15 protein-coding genes are annotated in these 19,696 nt (G+C 69.9%); 5 read left to right on the forward strand and 10 right to left on the reverse strand.

The genetic code is table 11. The features are described from left to right. A partial coding sequence (locus JK361_RS00005; RefSeq protein ID WP_201813487.1) for a non-ribosomal peptide synthetase occupies positions 1-3,820 on the reverse strand: 3,820 nt, incomplete at its 3' end. A gap of 136 nt (positions 3,821-3,956) precedes the next feature. Continuing rightward, positions 3,957-4,172, reverse strand: a complete 216-nt coding sequence (locus JK361_RS00010; protein ID WP_201813488.1) for an MbtH family protein — start codon at positions 4,170-4,172, stop codon at positions 3,957-3,959. 496 nt (positions 4,173-4,668) lie between these two features. Between JK361_RS00010 and JK361_RS00015 the strand changes: the two genes are divergently transcribed. Further along, positions 4,669-5,376, forward strand: coding sequence for a thioesterase II family protein (locus tag JK361_RS00015; protein WP_201813489.1), 708 nt, complete (start codon positions 4,669-4,671; stop codon positions 5,374-5,376). 227 nt (positions 5,377-5,603) lie between these two features. Further along, positions 5,604-5,945, forward strand: a complete 342-nt coding sequence (locus JK361_RS00020; protein WP_201813490.1) for a hypothetical protein — start codon at positions 5,604-5,606, stop codon at positions 5,943-5,945. 154 nt (positions 5,946-6,099) lie between these two features. On the opposite strand, the gene uvrA is transcribed toward JK361_RS00020, so the two are convergent. After that, a complete protein-coding gene (uvrA, locus tag JK361_RS00025; RefSeq protein ID WP_201813491.1) occupies positions 6,100-8,568 on the reverse strand; it encodes an excinuclease ABC subunit UvrA in 2,469 nt (822 codons plus the stop codon). 178 nt (positions 8,569-8,746) lie between these two features. Here uvrA and JK361_RS00030 point away from each other — a divergent pair, with 178 nt between their 5' ends. Then, positions 8,747-9,868 (forward strand): hypothetical protein, encoded by a 1,122-nt coding sequence (locus tag JK361_RS00030; RefSeq protein ID WP_201813492.1) that lies wholly within the window; start codon positions 8,747-8,749, stop codon positions 9,866-9,868. Between the two features lie 295 nt (positions 9,869-10,163). Next, on the forward strand, positions 10,164-11,339 hold the full coding sequence (locus JK361_RS00035) for a glutathione-independent formaldehyde dehydrogenase (RefSeq protein ID WP_201813493.1): 1,176 nt from the start codon (positions 10,164-10,166) through the stop codon (positions 11,337-11,339). Between the two features lie 309 nt (positions 11,340-11,648). On the opposite strand, the gene JK361_RS00040 is transcribed toward JK361_RS00035, so the two are convergent. The 5 genes from JK361_RS00040 to JK361_RS42555 form a co-directional block, all read right to left on the reverse strand. After that, a complete protein-coding gene (locus tag JK361_RS00040; protein WP_201813494.1) occupies positions 11,649-12,845 on the reverse strand; it encodes an LLM class flavin-dependent oxidoreductase in 1,197 nt (398 codons plus the stop codon). Between the two features lie 42 nt (positions 12,846-12,887). Continuing rightward, positions 12,888-14,084: an SfnB family sulfur acquisition oxidoreductase gene (locus tag JK361_RS00045; protein ID WP_201813495.1), complete on the reverse strand. Its 1,197-nt coding sequence runs from the start codon at positions 14,082-14,084 to the stop codon at positions 12,888-12,890. Then, the gene (gene ssuE / locus JK361_RS00050) at positions 14,081-14,638 is read right to left on the reverse strand and encodes an NADPH-dependent FMN reductase (RefSeq protein WP_201813496.1); all 558 of its coding nucleotides are present in this window, start codon (positions 14,636-14,638) and stop codon (positions 14,081-14,083) included. The genes JK361_RS00045 and ssuE overlap by 4 nt, the downstream gene beginning before the upstream one ends. Positions 14,639-14,678: 40 nt before the next feature. Then, positions 14,679-15,815, reverse strand: coding sequence for a dimethylsulfone monooxygenase SfnG (gene sfnG, locus JK361_RS00055; protein WP_201813497.1), 1,137 nt, complete (start codon positions 15,813-15,815; stop codon positions 14,679-14,681). A 175-nt stretch (positions 15,816-15,990) separates the two neighbouring features. Continuing rightward, complete coding sequence (locus tag JK361_RS42555) at positions 15,991-16,071, reverse strand: putative leader peptide (protein ID WP_351225063.1); 81 nt, start codon at positions 16,069-16,071, stop codon at positions 15,991-15,993. Positions 16,072-16,209: 138 nt separating this feature from the next. Here JK361_RS42555 and JK361_RS00060 point away from each other — a divergent pair, with 138 nt between their 5' ends. Next, positions 16,210-17,136 carry a LysR family transcriptional regulator gene (locus JK361_RS00060; RefSeq protein WP_201813498.1) on the forward strand — a complete coding sequence of 309 codons (927 nt, stop codon included), beginning with the start codon at positions 16,210-16,212 and terminating at the stop codon, positions 17,134-17,136. Between the two features lie 170 nt (positions 17,137-17,306). Here the strand turns inward: JK361_RS00060 and JK361_RS00065 are convergent, their stop codons facing one another. Beyond that, on the reverse strand, positions 17,307-18,632 hold the full coding sequence (locus tag JK361_RS00065) for an LLM class flavin-dependent oxidoreductase (RefSeq protein WP_201813499.1): 1,326 nt from the start codon (positions 18,630-18,632) through the stop codon (positions 17,307-17,309). Beyond that, positions 18,629-19,687: an aliphatic sulfonate ABC transporter substrate-binding protein gene (locus JK361_RS00070; protein WP_201813500.1), complete on the reverse strand. Its 1,059-nt coding sequence runs from the start codon at positions 19,685-19,687 to the stop codon at positions 18,629-18,631. Before JK361_RS00070 ends, JK361_RS00065 begins: the two co-directional genes overlap by 4 nt. Positions 19,688-19,696: the final 9 nt, after the last annotated feature.

The following is a 19,696-nucleotide window of genomic DNA, read 5'->3' on the forward strand; positions in this document are numbered from 1 at the left end:
CCCCGGCCAAGGTCTCCGTCCAGAAGGCGACCTGGCGGCTCAGCACACTCTCCGGATCAGACTCGTCCCCCAGCAGTTCACGCTGCCACAGGGCGTAGTCCGCGTACTGGACCGGCAACGGCTCCCACTCCGGGGCGAGCCCTTCGGCCCGCGCCCCGTAAGCCGTCGTGATGTCCCGCGCCAGCGGCGCCATCGACCAGCCGTCACCCGCGATGTGGTGCAGCACGAGTACCAGTACGTGTGACGTCTCGTGCCTGGTGAACAGGCAGGCGCGCAGGGGCACCTCAGTGGTCAGATCGAAGCCGCGCGCGGCGAACGTGACGACGTCCTGCCGTAGAACCTCCTCGTCGCTGAGGAGCGTGGTCAGGAGTGTGCCGGTCTGGTGGGCGGGCAGCACGTGCTGGTACGGCTGTCCCGACGGATCCTCGGGATAGATCGTGCGGAGGGACTCGTGGCGCTCGGTGACGTCGGCGAGGGCCGCTGCCAGCGCGCTGCGGTCCAGCGTGCCGTCGAGGCGCAGGGCGAAGGCGACGTTGTAGGTGGCGGCGTCGGTGCCCTCCAGCCGGTTCAGGAACCACATCCGGCGCTGCGCGAACGACAACGGCACCACCGCCGGCCGCTCCACCGCCACCACACCGGCCCGCGCACCCTCCGCACGACCGATCCACTCCGCCAGCAACGCCACCGACGGCGCCTCGAACAGGGCCCGCAGCGGCAACTCCACACCCAGCACCGCACGCACCCGACTCACCACACGAGTCGCCAACAGCGAATGACCACCCAGATCGAAGAAACTCTCCTCGACCCCCACCCGCTCCACACCCAGAACCTGAGCGAACACCCCGCACAACACGTCCTCACGCACCGAACGCACCGCACGCGAGACCGCACCACCACCGAACTCCGGAACCGGCAACCCCCGCCGGTCCAACTTCCCGTTCGCCGTCAACGGCAGCGCCTCCAACACCACCACCACCGACGGCACCATGAACTCCGGCAGACGTTCGCCCAGTGCCCTGCGGAGTTCGGCGCCGTCGGCCGCGTCACCGGGCTCCGGAACGGCGTAGGCGACGAGGTGCCGGTCGCCGTGCCGGTCATGGGTCACGACGGCGGCTCGGGCGATGCCCCGCAGTGCGGTCAGGGCTGCCTCGACGTCGCCGAGTTCGACGCGGAAGCCGCGGATCTTCACCTGGGAGTCGGCGCGTCCGAGGAACTCGACAGTGCCGTCGGCGCGCCAGCGGGCCAGGTCGCCCGTGCGGTACATGCGTTCGCCGGGCGCGCCGTGGGGGTTCGCGACGAACCGCTCGGCGGTCAGGCCGGCGCGGTTCAGATAGCCGCGGGCGAGTTGGACGCCGGACAGGTAGAGCTCTCCCGCCACGCCCACGGGGACGGGCCGCAGGCGGCGGTCCAGGACGTACACGCGGGTGTTGGCCACGGGGCGGCCGATCGGCGCGCCCCCGGCTCCGGTTCCTTCCTGGTACTCCCAGGCGGTGACGTCGACCGCGGCTTCGGTGGGTCCGTAGAGGTTGACGAGACGGGTGTCGCCGAAGGTGGTGCGGAAGGCTCGGGCCAGGTGCAGGGGCAGGGCCTCGCCGCTGCAGAACACACGGCGTACGGTGTCGGCGCAGCGCGCGGCGGTGGGCTCCGCCAGGAACACGGCGAGCATCGACGGCACGAAGTGGAGAGTGGTGATCCGTTCGGTGCGGATCAGGTGGGCGAGGTACGCGGGATCTTTGTGCCCACCGGGCTCGGCCAGGACGAGTGTCGCGCCGACCCGCAGCGGCCAGAAGAACTCCCACACCGACACGTCGAAGCCTGCGGGGGTCTTCTGCAGGACGCGGTCCCCGGGGCCCTGCGGATGGTCGGCCTGCATCCAGGCCAGCCGGTTGTCGATCGCCTCCTGTGTGATCAGGACGCCCTTGGGGCGCCCGGTGGAGCCGGACGTGTGGATGACGTATGCGGGGTGGGAGGGGAGCAGCGGTGCCGTGCGGTCGGCGTCGGTGAGGTCGGCGTCGGGGGCGCTGAGAAGTGCCGCCCGTGTCCCCGGGTCGTCGAGGAGGATGCGGTGGGTGTCCTCGGGGAGGAGGCCGGCCGTGGAGTCGCAGGCCAGCACGGTGACGGGCGTGGCGTCCGCGAGGATGCCGTGGAGCCGGTCGAGCGGGTACTCGGGGTCCAGCGGGAGGTAGGCCGCGCCTGCCTTGACGGTCGCGTACATGGCGACGACGAGGTCCACGCATCGGGGCAGGGCGAGACCGACGGCGCTTTCGGGGCCCGCGCCGTGCGCGACGAGTAGCCGGGCGAGCCGGTTCGCGCGGCTGTTCAGCTCCGCGTAGGTGAGCCGCGTGTCCCCGTGGACGAGGGCCGTGGCGTCGGGTGTGCGCGCCGCCTGCCACTCGAAGCGGGCGGACAGCAGGGGGCAGCCGTCCGCGGGGTGGGCGGTCGCCGTGTCGTTCCACTCGTGCAGGACGCGTCGACGGTCGTCGTCGGACAGGACGTCGACGCGGCCGGCCTGGGTCTGCGGGGCGGCGACGAGGGCGGCGAGGACACGCTCGAACCGCTCCAGGTGCTGGGCGACCTCGTCGGCCGTGTGCCGGGAGGTGTTGCCGTCGAGGTCGATCCGCAGGCCGCTCTCCCCGGTCCGGCCGTACACCGCGAACGACAGGTCGTCGACAGGGCCGTTGGCGAGGTTGTTCACCGTGGCGCGGTGCCCGCCGAAGGACAGGTCGTCGTCGAAGGACATGACGTTGACCATGGGGCCGAAGAAGCGGCCGTCGCCCGGGGCCGCTCCGGTGTCGCGCAGCACGTCCTCGTGGCGGTAGCGCTGGTGGCGCAGTGCCGCCTTCATCTCGCGTGCCGTCTCGGCGACGGCCTGCCGGAACGTGTGGTTTGCCGGCACCGTCACGCGCAGGGGGACGATGTTGGAGACCATGCCGGGGGTGCGGCGCGACGTCGCGCTCGTGCGGGCCGTGACCGGGAGGCCGAGCAGGACGTCGGGGGATCCGGTCAGGCTCTGGAAGTAGACGGCCGTGGCGGCGGTGATGACGGCGGACCAGTGGGTCCTGGCTTCGCGCGCGACGGCGCGCAGTGCCTCCGTCGTGGCGGCCGGCAGGTGCGAGGTGATCCGTACGGTGGCCGGCGAGGGGGCTCCGTCGGGTACGGCGGTCCTGACGCGGAGCGCGGTGTGCGCGGCAGTGGCGGGCTCGTGGCCGGCGAGGCGGGCCGACCAGTGCTCACGGTCCCGGACGAAGGCGTCGGAGGCGCGATAGGCGTTCTCCTCGGCGAGGAGGTCGCCGAGGGACGCGAAGGGGGTGGCGGCGGGGGTGGCGCCGGTGATGAGTGCGTTGTATATGTCGGCGAGGCGGCGGGTGAACAGGGCGCCGCCGTAGCCGTCCATGGCGACGTGGTGGCTGCGCTGGTACCACAGGAAGCGGTCATCGGCGAGTTTCAGCAGGAGGAAGCTGTACTGGCAGTCGCCGTTCAGGAGGTCGAGGCGGCGGGACAGGTCCGCACGGACGAGTGACTCGGCGGCCTTGTCGGGTGAGGGCTCCCCCGAGAGGTCGTGGAACACCAGGCCGGGGCCGTGGTCCGGCTCCAGGGTCTGACGTATCTCTCCGTTCTCCTCGCTGTAGGCGACCCGGAAGGTCTCCGTCTCCGCGAGGACCTGGTCCATGGCCCGCCGGAAGACCGCCACATCGACGGGCCCGTCGATCTCGACACTCTGCGCCACGTTGTACTCGAGGTCCGTGACGCCCAGTTGGTGGGCGAACCAGACGCCCGACTGAGCGGCGGACAAGGGCCAGGACGAGCGAGTACCAGACACCTGAAGTCTTCCCCTGAAGTGAACGTGATTCCCCAGGGGATCTGTGGTCGGCGGCCCTGGGTGGCGGATCTGATCGTTGGGCACCGGGCCGCGACTGTGCAGTCCCGCAGCCTCGACGGCTGGGTTCGGTCTCGCGCTAGGAACCGGCGGACATGGCCTCGCGCAGGTCCTTGGGCCGCATGTCCACCCAGTGGGTGTCGATGTACTCGATGCACTCCTGGCGCGGGGCTGCGTCGAGGGCGATCCGCCAGCCGGCGGGCACGTCGATCGTGCCGGGCCACAGGGAGTACTGCTCCTGGTCGTTGATCAGGACCAGGTACGTTCCGTCTGCGTCCTCGAAGGGGTTGGTCATGCCGCAACCTCGTTCTGCTGAGCCGTGGATGGGTCCGGCGACAGGGCGCAGCAGGAATGGCGAGCAACACCTGGAAAGATGTCCGGACAGACATCGATAGGGACGTAGTCGCGTCCCCCTGATCCCCCGCAGCAGAAGCCCTGCCAGCGCCCTCTGTGAGAGATTTCCGGACAGTCTTGACTACTTGACGGATGATCATAAGGATGTGATCCCGCTGCGTCAAGGGAGGTTCGTTCGCCATCCCGAAGACGCACGAGGCTTCGATTAGTTGACGATATGTCAAGGAAAAGTGAGTGAGCGTAGCCTCGAGGAGGTACCGGCGCCTTCGGGCGAGCAGGGTAGGGTGCATGGGAGAAACAGGGGGACAAGCGGGGTGGGCACGTCGAATACAGCGCTGACCACGTGTCAGAGCGGTGCCGTTGCGCACACGGTTTCCGCACGGACCGGTGGCGAGCACTCCCGGTGGTTGCGTCGTCACCGCCCCGCGGCCGGGGACGTGAAGGCACGTCTCGTCTGCTTCCCGCCGGCCGGCTCCGCCGCCAGCTTCTTCCGCTCGTGGCCCGAGTCGGTTCCGACAGAGATCGACGTGGTGGCGGTCCAGTACCCCGGCCGGCAGGAACGGCTGGGAGAGGAGTGTGCCGGCTCCATGGACGAGCTCGCCGACGCGGTCGCCGCCGCTCTCGTGCCGTTGGCCGACCGGCCGTTGGCCATGTTCGGCCACAGCATGGGAGCCTCGGTGGCCTTCGAGGTGGCCGCCCGTTTCCAGAGCACATACGGAATCGGTGGGATTCCGCTCTTCCTGGCCGCACGCGCGGCCCCCCACCGGGTGCGGCCCCTGGACGTCGACTGCGACGACGATCAGGCCCTGGTGCGGAAACTGCACGAGCTGGGGAGCCCGGACACGCACGTACTCGATGACCCGGAACTGCGTGAGGTGACCCTCCCCGCGGTACGCGGCGACTTCAGGATCTGCCGGACGTACCGTCGCCCGGAGCCACCCGCGGCACTGGACACCACCGCCGTCTTCTACCGCGGCTCCGCCGATCCGGGCACCGACGCGGACGACGTGAACGGCTGGTCCGACGTGATCCGCGGTGGCGTGCGCGAGGCGGTGCTGCCGGGTGGGCACTTCTTCGTCGTCCAGCATGAGCGCCTGCTCGTCCAGGACATCACCCGGCATCTCTACGGCCTGCTGGCCGGCTGACACCGGAAACACGCAAAGCACCCGATCCGTAAACAGCGGTATGGGTGCCGACTCATTTCAACTCAACGATGAGGAATGAATCTGCGATGGTCACCCCAGAAGAACTCTTGGGCGCCCTGGGCAGTACAGCTGTCACTGACTCGTTTGCTCTTTATCACATAGCAACGTCTCACTCTTCCCGAGCAGCGGTCCTTCGCACGGCGGCGCTACGTGGCGAGATCCGCCTCGTGGCGTCGAGCGTCGCACTGGCCGTCTCCTCCGCCATGCGCACGTGCTGGGACGACGAGTGCGACGCGGAGCATACGCAGTTGTCCGCCGGCGAGCTGCGCTCGTTCCACGAGCAGGGCGGGTTCGACCTGCCCGTGGCTTCGGTGGCGGAGACGGTCACCGCAGGACAGTCCTACGCGAAGTGCGCCGACCACCGTCTGGTCGGTCCCGAGGTGCTCGCCTCGTGCTCCTCCAGCCTGCTCGCCGAAGCGCTGGGCGCACCGCTGCTGTCCACGGGTCGCGGCGCATACTGCTACGGCCCCAAGTCACCGGTCAGCGGCCGCACGGTCCACCTCGTGTGATCCTGGGCGCCCGGGCACCGGTTGTCAGCAGCCACACGCGCCGCTCACCGGTGCCGTGAGGGGTTCCGCGTCACAACGGGCCGGTCCCTGCCACGTCTCGTGCGGTCCCACGGCACGGCTCTGTCGTCAGGAGCGCGCGTGCCGGGCCGCGAGATCAGGAGCGGGCGAGCCGGGCCGCGAGATAGGGTGCGGTGGCGCTGCGGCGGGCCCTCGCCACCTTGGCCGGCGGGCCCGCCGCGACCACCCGCCCGCCCGCGTCGCCGCCGCCCGGACCGAGGTCGATGACCCAGTCGGCGGTGGCGATCGTGGCCAGGTCGTGCTCGACGAGGACGACCGTGTTGCCGGCGTCGACGAGCCGGTGCAGCTGTCGCAGCAGCAGCGCGATGTCCGAGGGGTGCAGCCCCGCCGTCGGCTCGTCGAGCAGGTAGAGCGCGTGCCCGCGGCGGGCTCGCTGCAGTTCGGTGGCCAGTTTGATGCGTTGTGCCTCACCGCCGCTGAGTTCCGTCGCGGGCTGGCCCAGCCGCAGGTACCCCAGTCCCACCTCGCGCAACGTCTCCAGACTGCGGGAGGCGGCCGGGACGGCGGACAGGAACTCGGCGGCGGCGTCGACGGACAGCGCCAGTACCTCCGCGATGTTCTTGCCGCGGTAGGTGACTTCCAGCGTTTCGGCGTTGTAGCGGGCGCCTTCGCAGGTCGGGCACGGTGCGTAGGTGCCGGGCAGGAACAGCAGTTCCACCGCGACGAATCCTTCGCCCTGGCAGGTCTCGCACCGCCCTTCGGGCACGTTGAAGGAGAACCGCCCGGCCGGGTAGCCGCGCGCCCTGGCTTCGTCCGTCGCCGCGTACAGCTTGCGCACCGCGTCGAACATGCCGGTGTAGGTGGCCAGGTTGGACCGGGGGGTTCGGCCGATGGGCCGTTGGTCGACGCGGACCAGCCGGTCGAACGACTCGACTCCCGACGCGTCCTGGACGTCGACCTCCAGCTGCGCCTCGTCGGGTTCCTCGGGTACGAGTCCGAGGTGGCCGCGGACGACCTCGGCGAGCACCTGCGTCACCAGCGTCGACTTTCCGGAACCGGACACGCCCGTCACCGCCGTCAGGACGCAGAGCGGTACGTCGACGGACACGTCGTGCAGATTGTGGCGGGAGACGCCGCTCAGGTGCAGCCAGCCGTGCGGTGTGCGCGGGCGGTGATCGAGCGGCTGGGCACGCCCGAACAGGTACTGACTGGTGGCCGACTCCTCGACCCGCTCAAGACCGGCGACCGGGCCGCTGTACAGCACGCGCCCGCCGCCCTCGCCCGCACCGGGGCCGATGTCGACCACCCAGTCGGCCCGCCGTACGACGTCCATGTCGTGCTCCACGACGAACAGCGAGTTGCCCGCCGCCTTGAGGCGGTCCAGCACGTCCAGCAGCGGTTCGGCGTCAGCCGGGTGCAGGCCCGCGGAGGGCTCGTCGAGGACGTAGACCACGCCGAACAGCCCCGAGCGCAGCTGGGTGGCGATCCGCAGGCGCTGTGCCTCGCCGGGCGACAGGGTCGTCGAGCGGCGCCCGAGGCTGAGATATCCGAGGCCCAGGTCGAGCAGTACGTCGACCCGCGCGACCACATCGCCGCAGATCCGGACCGCGACCTCGGTCGTCTCCCCGGATCGGGCGGTCGACGTGGTGGCGTCGGCCTCGGACCGCCCCGCGACGGGCCGCAGCAGCGCCACGACCTCGGTGAGCGGCATCGCGTTGATCTCGGCGATGGAACGTCCGGCGAAGGTCACGGCGAGCGCCTCGGGCCGCAGTCCGCTGCCGTGACAGGCGGGGCAGGGCACACTCCTGACGAACCGGAGCGCCCGTTCGCGCATCTTCTCGCTCTTGGAGTCGGCGAGAACGTGCATGACGTGCTTGCGGGCGCTCCAGAACTTGCCCTGGTAGCCGTAGTCGACGCGGCCCTCCTCCGGCTCGATGTACACCGAGGGCTGTTCGTCCGTGTACAGCAGCCAGTCCCGGTCCCTCTTCCTGAGCCTGCGCCACGGTCGGTCGATGTCGATCCCCAGGCCGCTCACGACACTGCGCAGGTTGGCGCCCTGCCAGGCGCCCGGCCAGGCGGCGATCGCCCCCTCACGGATGCTCAGCGAGGGGTCCGGGACGAGCAGGTCCTCGGCGACGTCGTGCACGACACCCAGTCCGTGGCACTCCGGGCAGGCGCCGGCCGCGGTGTTGGGTGAGAACGACTCGGCTTCCAGCCGTGCGGCCCCGGGCGGATAGGTGCCGGCGCGGGAGTACAGCATGCGCAGCAGATTGGACAGCGTGGTGAGGGTGCCGACCGTCGAGCGCGAGCTGGGCGCCCCACGTCGCTGCTGCAGGGCCACGGCCGGTGGCAGTCCGGTGATTTCCTGCACGTGCGGTGCGCCCACCTGTTGCAACAGCCTGCGGGCGTACGGTGCCACGGACTCGAAGTAGCGCCGCTGGGCCTCCGCGTAGAGCGTGTCGAACGCGAGCGAGGACTTGCCCGAACCGGAGACGCCGGTGAAGGCGACCATCGCGTCCCGCGGAACGTCGACGTCGATGTTCCGCAGGTTGTTCTCACCGGCGCCCCGGACATGCACGAAGGGGTCGGTCGCGTCCTTGTTCACCGTTCCTGATTACCTGATCGCGCCGCGAACCGCGCGACAGGTGCCGTCACCGGGCCCCGCTCCCGGGTAAGGCCCGATGGTATGGGCACGGACCAGCGTGTCACGCGGTGTCGGCGTTATATCGGGGACATTCTGGGCACTGGTGAGCGCCGGGTCAGCCGACTGGAAGGGGCCGGTCATGCGGGTGTCGTCTCAGGACGTTACGGTCGTGGCTCTTCTGGCGGATCCGGATACGCCGACGGAGATCGCGCAGCGCATCGCCCAGACGCTTCCTGATCGGCTCGCCGACAGGTCGGGCCACGGACGACGCTTCGACGTCGAGGTGGTCAGTGAGCCCTTCACCGCAGGGACCGAGGACCTGTCCACATTGATGCGCCGGATCATGGACCGCGGAAGTAAGGGGAACTGGGACATCGTCGTGGCCCTCACCGACCTTCCGCTGCACTCACACGGGCACAAGCTCGCGGCGGATCTGAGTCACGAACACGGCTTGATACTGCTGTCCCTTCCCACGCTGGGGGGCTTCCGGCTGCAGACCAGGGCCCGCCAGGCCGTGGAAGAAGCCGTGCTCAGCCTGGCGGGCCCGCAGGCCACCGGGGCCGAGGAGCCTCCGGGAAGTCAGCCGCTGCGGGGACCCTTCACCGGTCGTCTCGCGCCTATCCGTCCGGGCCAGATCGGTGAGGAGGAGATCGCCGATCTGCGGTACGTCGTCAGTGGGCCGCGCGGTTACCTGAGGGTGCTCGGCGGTATGGTCCGCGCCAACCGGCCGTGGCGCTTGGTGCCGGGCTTGTCGAAGGCCCTGGCGGCCGCCCTCGCCACGGGAGCGGTCGCCACCGTGAATTCCACCATCTGGAACCTGGCCACCTACCTGAGCACGCCACGCCTGGTCATCGCCATGGTCGGATCTGTCGCTCTCATGATCGGCTGGCTGATCGTGGACGCGAACCTGTGGCATCGAACGGATGAGGTTTCGCCGGAGGCGAGGAAGAGGGCTGCTCTCTACAACGCCTCGACGATCGTGACCGTGGGTATCGGGGTGATCGTCTGCTACGTGGGTTTGATGGTCATCAACTTGGTGTGGGCGCTGTTCATCCTCAACGAACGGGTGTTCGCTTCCACGACCCGAACGCCGCTGCACGCCGCGGAGTACTGGACGCTGTCCTGGTTCGTCGCTTCGGTCGCCACGGTGGGCGGCGCGCTGGGATCGGGCCTGGAGAGCGATGAGGCGATCCGGGCAGCCGCCTACTCCAAGCGCGAACAGGAGCGTCGCAGCATGCTGCAGGACGACCGCGGTGACTAGCGGGTGACCTCGGTCGGAGGCGTGCCGCCGGCGGTCGTCCGGGTCCGGAGATTGCGCTGATCGGTCGGTGCGTGGTTGTTTCGTCTCGGGGGTCGACGGGGACCCGCACGGCACGCCGCCGGAGCGCCGAAGCTCCGCCTGGCGGCGCCGGCGACAGAACGACCGCTCCATCTGATCCAGGAGACGGCCAGCAGAGGCGTGCCGGAGCCACGGACCCCGTCGCAGCACTTTTTGAGAGTCAGGCTCTTTGCGCCCCCTCCATCACCGCCATGCCGCGACATCAACGGAAGTCACCATGAAAGCAGCGGTATACGAAGGACCGCGAACGGTCACAGTGAAGGACGTACCGGACGCGAAGATCGAACATCCCTGCGACATCATCGTCAAGATCACTACCACCAACATCTGCGGTTCGGACCTGCACATGTACGAGGGCCGCACCTCGTTCGAGTCCGGCCGCACCCTGGGACACGAGAACCTGGGCCAGGTGGTGGAGGTCGGCCCGGCCGTCCGCAAGGTCCAGGTCGGCGAGTACGTGGTCCTGCCCTTCAACATCGCCTGCGGCTTCTGCAAGCAGTGCGAGCAGGGCCTGACCAACTACTGCCTGACCATGCAACCGGAACCCGCCCTCGCGGGAGCCGCCTACGGATTCGCCGACATGGGCCCCTATCAGGGCGGCCAGGCGGAACTGCTGCGCGTGCCCTACGGCGACTTCAACGCGCTGCGTCTGGGCGAGGACGCCGCCGAGCGGCAGACCGACTACGTGATGCTCGCCGACATCTTCCCCACCGGCTATCACGCCACCGAGATGGCCCACGTCAAGCCGGGCGACCAGACGATCGTCTTCGGGGCCGGTCCCGTCGGGCTGATGGCGACCTACTCCGCCCTCCTCAAGGGTGCCGGCCGCGTCTGGACGGCCGACCACCAGCCCGACCGGCTGCGCAAGGCGGAGGAGATCGGGGCCATCCCGATCAACACCGCCGAGCAGAACCCGGCGGAGGTCGTCAAGGAGGCCACCCTCGGTCTGGGCGCCGACAACGGCTGCGAATGCGTCGGCTACCAGGCCCACGACCCCCAGGGACACGAGGACGCCAGCCTCACGCTCAACGGCCTGATCGACTCGGTCAGGTTCACCGGCGACATCGGCGTGGTGGGCGTGTTCCTGCCCCAGGACCCCGGCGGCGCGGAGGCCCAGGGCGAGCTGGAGGCCCAGGGCAAGGTCCCGATCGACTTCGGCATGATGTGGTTCAAGGGCCAGCGCATGGGCACGGGGCAGGCACCGGTGAAGAAGTACAACCGGGCGCTGCGGGACCTGATCGCCGGCGGGAAGGCGAAGCCGAGCTTCGTCGTCTCCCACGAGCTGAGCCTGGACGAGGCACCCACCGCCTACGAGCACTTCGACGCCCGTGACGAGGGCTGGACGAAGGTCGTCCTGCACCCCGACGGACACGGCAACGGCCACAAGCGCTAAGAGACCCGGGGCCGCCGTGCCCCCTCTCTCCCTTGGACCGGTCCGGGGGACGAGCAGCGATCTGCCCGTCTGCCGGACCGGGCTGGGGGCGATCCCCGCGCTCCGGCTCCGCCTGGCCGGAACGTCCTGCCGCGTCGCGTCGGCGGGCACTCACCTCGCGATCTCCGTCGGAGCGCGGCACGGTGATGCCCGGCATCCCGGAGTCCGACCGTTCGCCGAGTTCTGTGGGCGGCAGGACGCCGTCAGCGTCGCGCCCGGTGGCCTCGCGGGCACTTGGCGACCGCCTCGGCGTCGTCGGCGATCGCCTGGTCATCGCGCGCTCCCGCCGCCGGCGAAGGGGACCTGGGCGGCGGGGGCCGCCTGCTGCCCGTACGGGTGCCGCCACAGACCCTGCGCCTGGAGCTTCGGCAGTACGCCCTCGCCGAACCAGTACGCCTCCTCCAGATGCGGATACCCGGAGAAGATGAACTCCTCGACCCCCAACGCGGCGTACTCCTTGATCCGCTCGGCAACCTCGGTGTGACTGCCGACCAGGGCGGTCCCCGCCCCGCCCCGCACCAGCCCGATGCCCGCCCACAGGTTGGGATGGATCTCCAGCCCGGTGGGGGTCCCCCCGCGCGAGCGAAGTCGAGCGTGGGGGAGGCTCCCACCCCCGTGCAGGGCCAGCATCCGCTGCTGGCCCTCCGACTCACTGCGGGCAAGCCCCGCCTGCACCTGCCGCACGGTCTCCGCATCGAATCCCGCCAGCAGCCGCTCCGCCTCGGCCCAGGCCTGCTCGGAGGTGTCGCGGGTGATGACGTGCAACCGGATTCCGAAGCGGACGCTGCGACCCTCCCGCGCGGCCAGCTTCCTGATCCAGGCGATCTTCTCGGCGACCTGCGCCGGCGGCTCACCCCACGTGAGGTAGACGTCGACATGCCGCGCGGCCACCTCCCCGGCGATCGCCGAGGAACCACCGAAGTACACCTCGGGCACCGGATCGGGCACCCGGGCCAGCCCGGCGTCCTCGACCCGGAGGTGCTCGCCGGACAGGTCGACGGTCTTGCCCTCCCACAACCCCCGGACAATTTCAAGGAATTCGCCGGTACGGCGGTACCTCGCATCCTTGTCCAGGAAGTCCCCGTAGGCCCGCTGCTCGTGGCTCTCACCGCCGGTGACCACGTTGAGCAAGAGCCGTCCGCCGGTCTGCCGCTGGAAGGTGGAGGCCATCTGCGCCGCGAGCGTCGGCGAGACGAAGCCGGGGCGGAAGGCGACGAGGAACTTCAGGCGCTCGGTGTTCTGGCTGACCATGGCGGTGGTCAGCCACGCGTCCTCGCACCACGCACCGGTCGGCGTGAGCGCGCCGGCGAAGCCCAGGTCCTCGGCGGCGCGGGCGATCTGGCTCAGGTAGGCGACCGTCGGCGGCCGGTCGCGCCCGGACTCCGTGGCGGGGGTGCCGTGGCCGCCGCCGACGATGTGGCGGCTGTCGCCGTTGGTGGGCAGGAACCAGTGGAAGCTGAGGGACACGTGGGGCTCCGATCGGTGGTCGTCGGCGTTCGTCATCGTTCGTCAGAGGAGGCCGTGCCGGGGCGGCTTGGTGCCGCCCAGCACGTAACGGCCGATGTGCTGGACCTTCCAGCGGGCCGGGTCGTGCAGGGTGTGAGTGCGCGCGTCGCGCCAATAGCGGTGCAAACCCAGGGAGTCGAGCGCCGAGCGGGTGCCGGAAACCTCGAAAAGGGCGCTGGCGACCTCCAGGGCGGCCTCGGCCGCCGTCACTTTCGCGGTGGCCACCGCGATCGATGCCTCGGCGGCCGAGTCGTCGGTCAGATCGGCGCGGGCCTCGTCGACCGCGCGGGCGGCCTCGCGAAGCAACGCTTCGGCAGCCCTTGCTCTGATCGCCAGTTCGCCGAACCGCTGGATCAACAGCGGATCCTCCGCGGCGGTCGCGTGCCCTTCGGCGGCGCTCTCGAACCAGGGGCGGCTCTTCGTACGGACGAACTCCACCGCCTCGGCCAGGGCCCCGGAGGCGATCCCGGCATCGATGGCCGTGTGCAGCAACTGAGCTACCGCACCATGGAGTTGGGGGCCCTGGAAAGTGAGGTGGTGGGGCACGACGCGGTCGGCGGGCACGGGCACCGACTCCAGGCGGACGGTTCCGCTGGCGGTGGTGCGCTGTCCCATGCCGTCCCAGTCGTCCACGACCGTGAGGCCGGGCGCGTCGCGCGGGACGTAAGCCACGTGCAGCGTGTCGTCCTCGCAGCGGGCGAGGACGGGGATCCAGTGGGCGAACAGCGCGCCGGTGGAGTAGTGCTTGACGCCGTCGAGGATGTACGCCCCGTCCGGGCGCCGGGCGAGGCGGGTGCGGATGTCCTGGACGTGCTGGGTGCCCGCCTCGGACTGAGCGTTGCCGAACCGCTTGCCGGCCAGTACCTCGCCGAAGAAGAACTCCTGCTGCTCGTCGGTCCCCTGCCGACGCAGCACGTTGAGATACACGAAGTGGCTCTGCGGGATCTGGGCCAGGCTGGCGTCGGCGGCGGCAAGTAGCCGGAAGGTCTCGGCGAGCGTGTCCGCACGGACGTCCGCGCCGCCGAACCGGGCGGGCACGGTCACGGCGAGCAGCCCGGAGGCGGACAGCCGTTCCAGCTCCGCGTGCGGGAGCCTGCGCCGCGCGTCCCGTTCGGCGGCGCCCTTGCGGAAGTCCACGGCCAGCTCCGCAGCCACGGCAAGGGCCTCGGCGTCGTCCGCGATGACGCGCGCGACGCTCATCCGACGGCCGCCAGCAGCGTCGTCCGCCCGCCCAGCGCGGCCGAGAACCGGTCCGTCACCTGCGCGAGAGCCTCGGCCGATGCCGACGCGACGGTCAGTGTTCCGTCCTCGCCCACCGTGATGTCCTTGTCGAGCGTGAACCATCCCGGCGTGATGTGCGCAGGGCCCATGGAGGCCAGCACCGGGCGCAGCGCGTAGTCGATGGCCAGGACGTGGGCGGTGGAGCCGCCGGTGGCCAGCGGGAGGACCGTCTTGCCCGCCAGCGCGTACTGCGGGAGCAGGTCGAGCAGGGACTTCAGCAGTCCGGAGTAGGCGGCCTTGTAGACGGGGGTACCGATCATCACCCCGTCCGCCTGCTCGAACAGGGCGGTGGCCCGGAGGATCGCCGGGTGACCGAAGTCGGCCCCGAGCAGCGCCTCGGCGGGCAGGGTACGAACATCCAGCGCAATCACCTCGTGCCCCTGCGCGATGAGCCGCTCGTCCAGGTGGCGCAGCAGCCGAGCGGTGCGGGAGGTGGCGGAAGGGCTTCCGGAGACGGACAGGACAGTGGCCATGGGAGACCTTTCGGTTCGTCGTTTCGTGTGCGGGCCGCGGTCAGGCGTGGGCGGCGGCGGGCTCGGACGCGGCTTCTTGTGCCTCCAGTTCGCGCACCAGGGGCAGCACCCGCTTGCCGAAGTACTCCACCTCCTCCAGGTAGTGCAGGAAGCCGAGGAGGAAGAGGTCGACGCCGAGCCTCTTGTAGGCGACGATCCGCTCGGCGATCTGCTCAGGGGTGCCGATCAGACCCGTGCGGAAGCCGTCGTTGTACTGGACGAGGTCCTCGAACGTGGAGTCCTGCCACATGCCCTTGCCGTCGCCGGTGGACGGACCGGCCTGCTGGACGGCGTCGCGGAAGCCGTGCACGGCCTGGGCGTCGGCCTTGGCGACGATCTCGCGGAGCGTCTCGCGGGCCTCAGCCTCGGTGTCGCGGGCGATGAGGAAGCCGTTGAGGCCGAACTTCGGTGCGACGCGGCCCGCTTGGGCGGCGGAGGAGCGGACGTCGGCGATCTGCTCGGTGACGCCGTCGAAGTCCTTGCCGTTGGAGAAGTACCAGTCGGAGACGCGGCCGGCCATGGCGCGCGCGGCGGTGGAGTTGCCGCCCTGGAAGATCTCCGGGTGCGGGCGCTCGGGGGTGTTGAGTGGCTTGGGCTTGAGGGAGAAGTCGCGCAACCGGTAGAAGTCACCGGCGAGCTCGGCGTGGTCCTCGGTCCAGATCTTCCGCAGGGCGCGGATGAACTCCTCGGAGCGCCGGTAGCGCTCGTCGTGCTCCAGCCAGGGCTCGCCCAGCGCGGTGAACTCGCCCTTGAACCAGCCGCTGACGACGTTGACGGCGAAACGGCCGTTCGACAAGTGGTCGGCGGTGGCCCCGAACTTGGCGAGTACACCCGGGTGCCACAGGCCGGGATGCACGGCGGCGATGACCTTCAGCCGCTGCGTGGCGAGCAGCAGGGCGAGGCTGAAACCGGTCGACTCGTGCTGGTATTCGGCGCCGTAGCTCGCCATGTAGCGGACCTGGCTGAGCGCGTAGTCGAAGCCGTTGTTCTCGGCGAGGACGGCGAGTTCGCGGTTGTAGTCGTAGCCCCAGTCGGTGCGCTGCTCGATCTTGCTGGTGACCAGACCGCCACTGACGTTCGGCACCCAGTAGGCGAAGCGGACGGGATCGTATCCGGGGTGTGCGGAGGATGCAGGCATGGGAACTCCTGGCAGGGAATGCTGCGCGGGCAGGACGAATGAGCTCCGCGGAATTCAGGCACGCTGGAGCGGCGTTTCACGAGAAAGCCGTCGTCACGACGGAAATGAGCCGGGACCGGAATTCACGGCAGGAAGTCGCAGAGGGAGCGGGTGGGAGGGTTTCCCTCGGGTGCGCTCAGACCCGACAGCGACAGAAGGCGCTGGAAACACGCGCAAGGTCGACGTGGCGCCGCCGCGTGAGGTCCTGTCGCTTCATGCCACCGATCGAACCAGGAGGGAGTCCGGCCGGTCAAGAATGCCCGGATGCGATTCCACATGCTGAGAGTCGGTATTCACGAGGTTGTGACAGGGATTCCCTTGAACCCGGTCCTCAGGAGGGCGCAGTCTCCTGTTCGTGCGTATCGAACAGCTCGAATACATCACTGCTGTCACACGGCTCGGTTCGCTGCGGCGGGCCGCCGAGGAACTGCACCTTTCCCAGCCGGCGCTCAGCGAGACCGTACGCAATCTTGAGCGCGAGCTGGGCGTGGACCTGCTGGAACGCAAGCGGTCCGGGGCGAAGATCAGCGACGAGGGACGCGAGCTGCTGCCGCACATCATGAGCGTGCTGGAAGCGGTCGACCGGCTGCGCGGCGCGGCCGGCGACCAGCACCGCATCAGCCGCATGGTCCGACTCGGCACGGTGAACACGGCTACCGTGCCGCTGGTCATCCCGGCCGTGCGCGAGTTCCGGGCCTCGCACCCGGTGACCCAGGTGGAGTTGGTCGGCGCGCAGCAGGCCGACATCCACCGCGGGCTGTTGGAGGGCGCCTTCGACCTGGGACTGGTGAACTACCTCCGGGGCGACGACATGCCGCCCGGCTTCGAGACGACGGAGTTGCTCTGCGGCCGGCCGGTGGTGTGCGTGCGTCCGGACAGTCCGCTGGCGGCCCTGGACGCGGTGGACGCGGACAGTCTCCTGGCCGAGCCGCTGGTCGTGATGCGGTCCGGCTATGTGATGCACCGTTTCGTGCACCGGCTGCTCCGCGGCCGGGCTCCGTCCTTCTCGTACTCCACCGACGGCGCGGAGATGGGCAAGCTGATGGTGGCCGAGGGGCTGGGGGCCACGGTGCTGCCGGACTTCAGCGTCGTCGGCGACCCTCTGGAGCGACGGGGCGCGATCACTGTGCGGCCGCTCGCGGGGGACACCACCGATGTACTTCTGGTACTGCAGCGCCGCCACTCCGGCTCCGTTCCGCGGGCGGTCCGCGACCTGCACGAGCTCTTCGTGCGCAACGCCCAGGCGTACGACGCTTCTTCGCGACGGCTGACGCAGGGATGACCCTGTGCTCATCGTCATGGGCGGGCGGCCTGCCCGGCACCGGCAAGACCACGCTCGCCCGTCTCCTGGCGGCCCCGAGAAGGCCCTCGGCCCGCGGCGCGGGCGGACTCCCGCCGCTCCGGGAAGTGGGAGCGGCGGCAGTCGCGAGCGGGCCGCCCACGGGAAGCGGTTCAGCCGTGGAACTGGTTCGCCGGGACCGGAAGGCCGTAGTGCTCGCGCAGGGTCGTGCCCTCGTACTCCTCGCGGAACAGGCCCTTGCCGCGCAGGATCGGCAGCACATGCTCCACGAAGGCCGCGAGGCCTGACGGCAGGGCGGGCGCCATGATGTTGAACCCGTCCGCGGCACCGCCCTCGAACCAGGCGATGATCGTGTCCGCGATCTGCTCGGGCGTGCCGACGAACTCGAAGTGGCCGCGCCCGCCGCCGAGCCGGGAGATGATCTGGCGAACCGTCAGCCGCTCGCGCACCGCGAGATCGATGATCAGGTCGGAACGGCTCTGCGAGCCTTCCAGCTTCGGCCTGGCGAGGATGGAGTCCGGCAGAGGGTCGTCGAGTGCGAAGACCGACGGCTCGGTCTCGAACACGGCGGCCAGCTGGCGCAGTCCGTACTCCGGCACACGCAGCTCGTCGAACTCCCGTGCAAGCTCCCGGGCCTCCTCCTCGGTCGACCCGATGTACGGGACGATGCCCGGCAGGACGATCACACCGTCCGGGTCGCGCCCCGCGGTCCTGGTGCGGGCCTTGATATCGGCATAGAAGGCGGCGGCGCGTTCGTACGTCGTGTGGGCGGTGAAGATCGCCTCCGCGTGGCGGGCCGCGAAGTCCTTACCGTCCTCGGAGGAGCCGGCCTGGACGAGCAGCGGGTAGCCCTGCGGTGGACGCTCCACGTTGAGCGGGCCGGCCACCTTGAAGTACCGGCCATGGTGGCCGAGCCGGTGCAGCCGCGCGGGGTCGGCGTAGCGTCCCGTGGCCCTGTCCGCGAGGACGGCCTCGGCCTCCCAGCTGTCCCACAGCGCCTTGGCGACCTTCAGGAACTCGTCGGCGCGGGCGTAGCGCTCGGCGTGGCCCGGGCGGGCGTCGAGGCCGAAGTTGGCGGCCTCGTCAGCCCCGGCCGAGGTGACGATGTTCCAGCCGGCGCGGCCTGCGCTGACGTGGTCGACGGACGCGAGCCGGCGGGCGAGGTTGTACGGCTCGTTGTAGGTCGAGGACACGGTCGCGATAAGGCCGATCCTGCTCGTCGCCTGGGACAGGGCGGTGAGCAGGGTCAGCGGTTCCAGCTGGCCCGGCGGCCGGAACTCGCCGGTTCCGATGAGGGCGGGGCCGTCCGCAAGGAACAGCGAGTCGAACTTGGCGCTCTCGGCGAGCCGGGCCAGCTCGATCCAGTGCCGGAGGTCGAAGTCGGCCCGCGGGTTGCTTTCAGGGAGCCGCCATGCTGCTTCATGGTGACCCGCCTCCATGAGGAAGGCGTTGAGGTGGAGCCGCCGTCTCGCGCTCATGAGGTGACCTTCAGCTTGGAGCTGTCGTAGCCGGCCGGGAGGAGGTTGTCGGTGATCGACTTGATGTCGACCTTCTTGGTGATCTGGCCCGCCTCCAGGAAGGCGTCGGCGAGCTTCTGCTCCAGCTCGATGTCCGACTGGTCCACCGGGGTCACCCGGTTCGAGTAGGCGGCCAGGGACGCCTTGGCGTCGTCCAGCGGGATGCCCTGCTCCTTCGAGAGCGCCTGCGCATACTTGTCGGGATTCTTGACGGCCCAGGCGAACTCCCGCGAGAGCCTCTTCAGGACGTCCGTGAGAGCCGCGCGTTTGGTCTTGTCCTTCAGGGACGTGTCACTGGCGACGTAGTAGCTGCTGGTCTGGTCGATCGGCGGCAGACCCTTCACCAGGATCCGCGCTCCGTTCTTGACCGCGATGGCCGACTGCGGGTTCCAGATCGACCAGGCGTCCACCTTGCCGGTGTTGAACGCCGTCGCGCCTGCCGCCGGGTCGAGGAAGACCAGCTTGGCGTCCTTGGGGGTGAGGCCGACGCTCTTCAGTGCGTTCAGTGCCAGACCGTGGGCCGAACTGCCCTGCGGGACGGCGATCCTCTTGCCCTTGAGGTCGGCTGCGGTGTTCAGCTTCGAGCCCTTCGGCACGATGATGTTCTCCACGGCCTGGTCGGGCGTGAGCGAGCGGTTGACGGCGACGACCTTGAAGCCGTATTCCTTCGCGGCACCCGTGATCGGCGGGACGTCGCCGACGCTGCCGAGGTCGATGTGGCCCGAGGCGGCGGCCTGCACGAGCGGCGGGCCGTAGGTGAACCGGGCGAACTTCACCTTGTAGGGCGCTTTGTCGAACACGCCGGTCAGCTTCGCCAGCTCCTGGCTGCCGTCACCGCCGTTGTCGCCGATGGTGAAGGTGTACTTGCTCCACTCGGGGTGCTTGGCGTCGCTCGTGTCGGCGGCGTTGCTCAGCGGCGCGTCGGTGTCCGACGACGACGATCCGCAGGCGACCAGGGTGCCCGCCAGGGCGAGCGAGCCGACGGCGCCGATGAGTCTGGTGGTCGTCTTTCGCATGGTTTGTCG

Origin of the sequence: Streptomyces musisoli, from assembly GCF_016741855.1 — a bacterium.
GTDB classification, from domain to species: Bacteria; Actinomycetota; Actinomycetes; order Streptomycetales; family Streptomycetaceae; genus Streptomyces; species Streptomyces musisoli.

What these genes read in the sequence shown, in the direction of transcription:
- JK361_RS00070 (WP_201813500.1), bottom strand. Translation starts at nt 19,687, where the DNA reads ATGCGAAAGACGACCACCAGACTCATCGGCGCCGTCGGCTCGCTCGCC.
- ssuE (WP_201813496.1), bottom strand. Translation starts at nt 14,638, where the DNA reads ATGGCCACTGTCCTGTCCGTCTCCGGAAGCCCTTCCGCCACCTCCCGC.
- JK361_RS42555 (WP_351225063.1), bottom strand. Translation starts at nt 16,071, where the DNA reads ATGAAGCGACAGGACCTCACGCGGCGGCGCCACGTCGACCTTGCGCGT.
- JK361_RS00030 (WP_201813492.1), top strand. Translation starts at nt 8,747, where the DNA reads ATGCGGGTGTCGTCTCAGGACGTTACGGTCGTGGCTCTTCTGGCGGAT.
- JK361_RS00010 (WP_201813488.1), bottom strand. Translation starts at nt 4,172, where the DNA reads ATGACCAACCCCTTCGAGGACGCAGACGGAACGTACCTGGTCCTGATC.
- JK361_RS00065 (WP_201813499.1), bottom strand. Translation starts at nt 18,632, where the DNA reads ATGAGCGCGAGACGGCGGCTCCACCTCAACGCCTTCCTCATGGAGGCG.
- JK361_RS00045 (WP_201813495.1), bottom strand. Translation starts at nt 14,084, where the DNA reads ATGAGCGTCGCGCGCGTCATCGCGGACGACGCCGAGGCCCTTGCCGTG.
- sfnG (WP_201813497.1), bottom strand. Translation starts at nt 15,815, where the DNA reads ATGCCTGCATCCTCCGCACACCCCGGATACGATCCCGTCCGCTTCGCC.
- JK361_RS00035 (WP_201813493.1), top strand. Translation starts at nt 10,164, where the DNA reads ATGAAAGCAGCGGTATACGAAGGACCGCGAACGGTCACAGTGAAGGAC.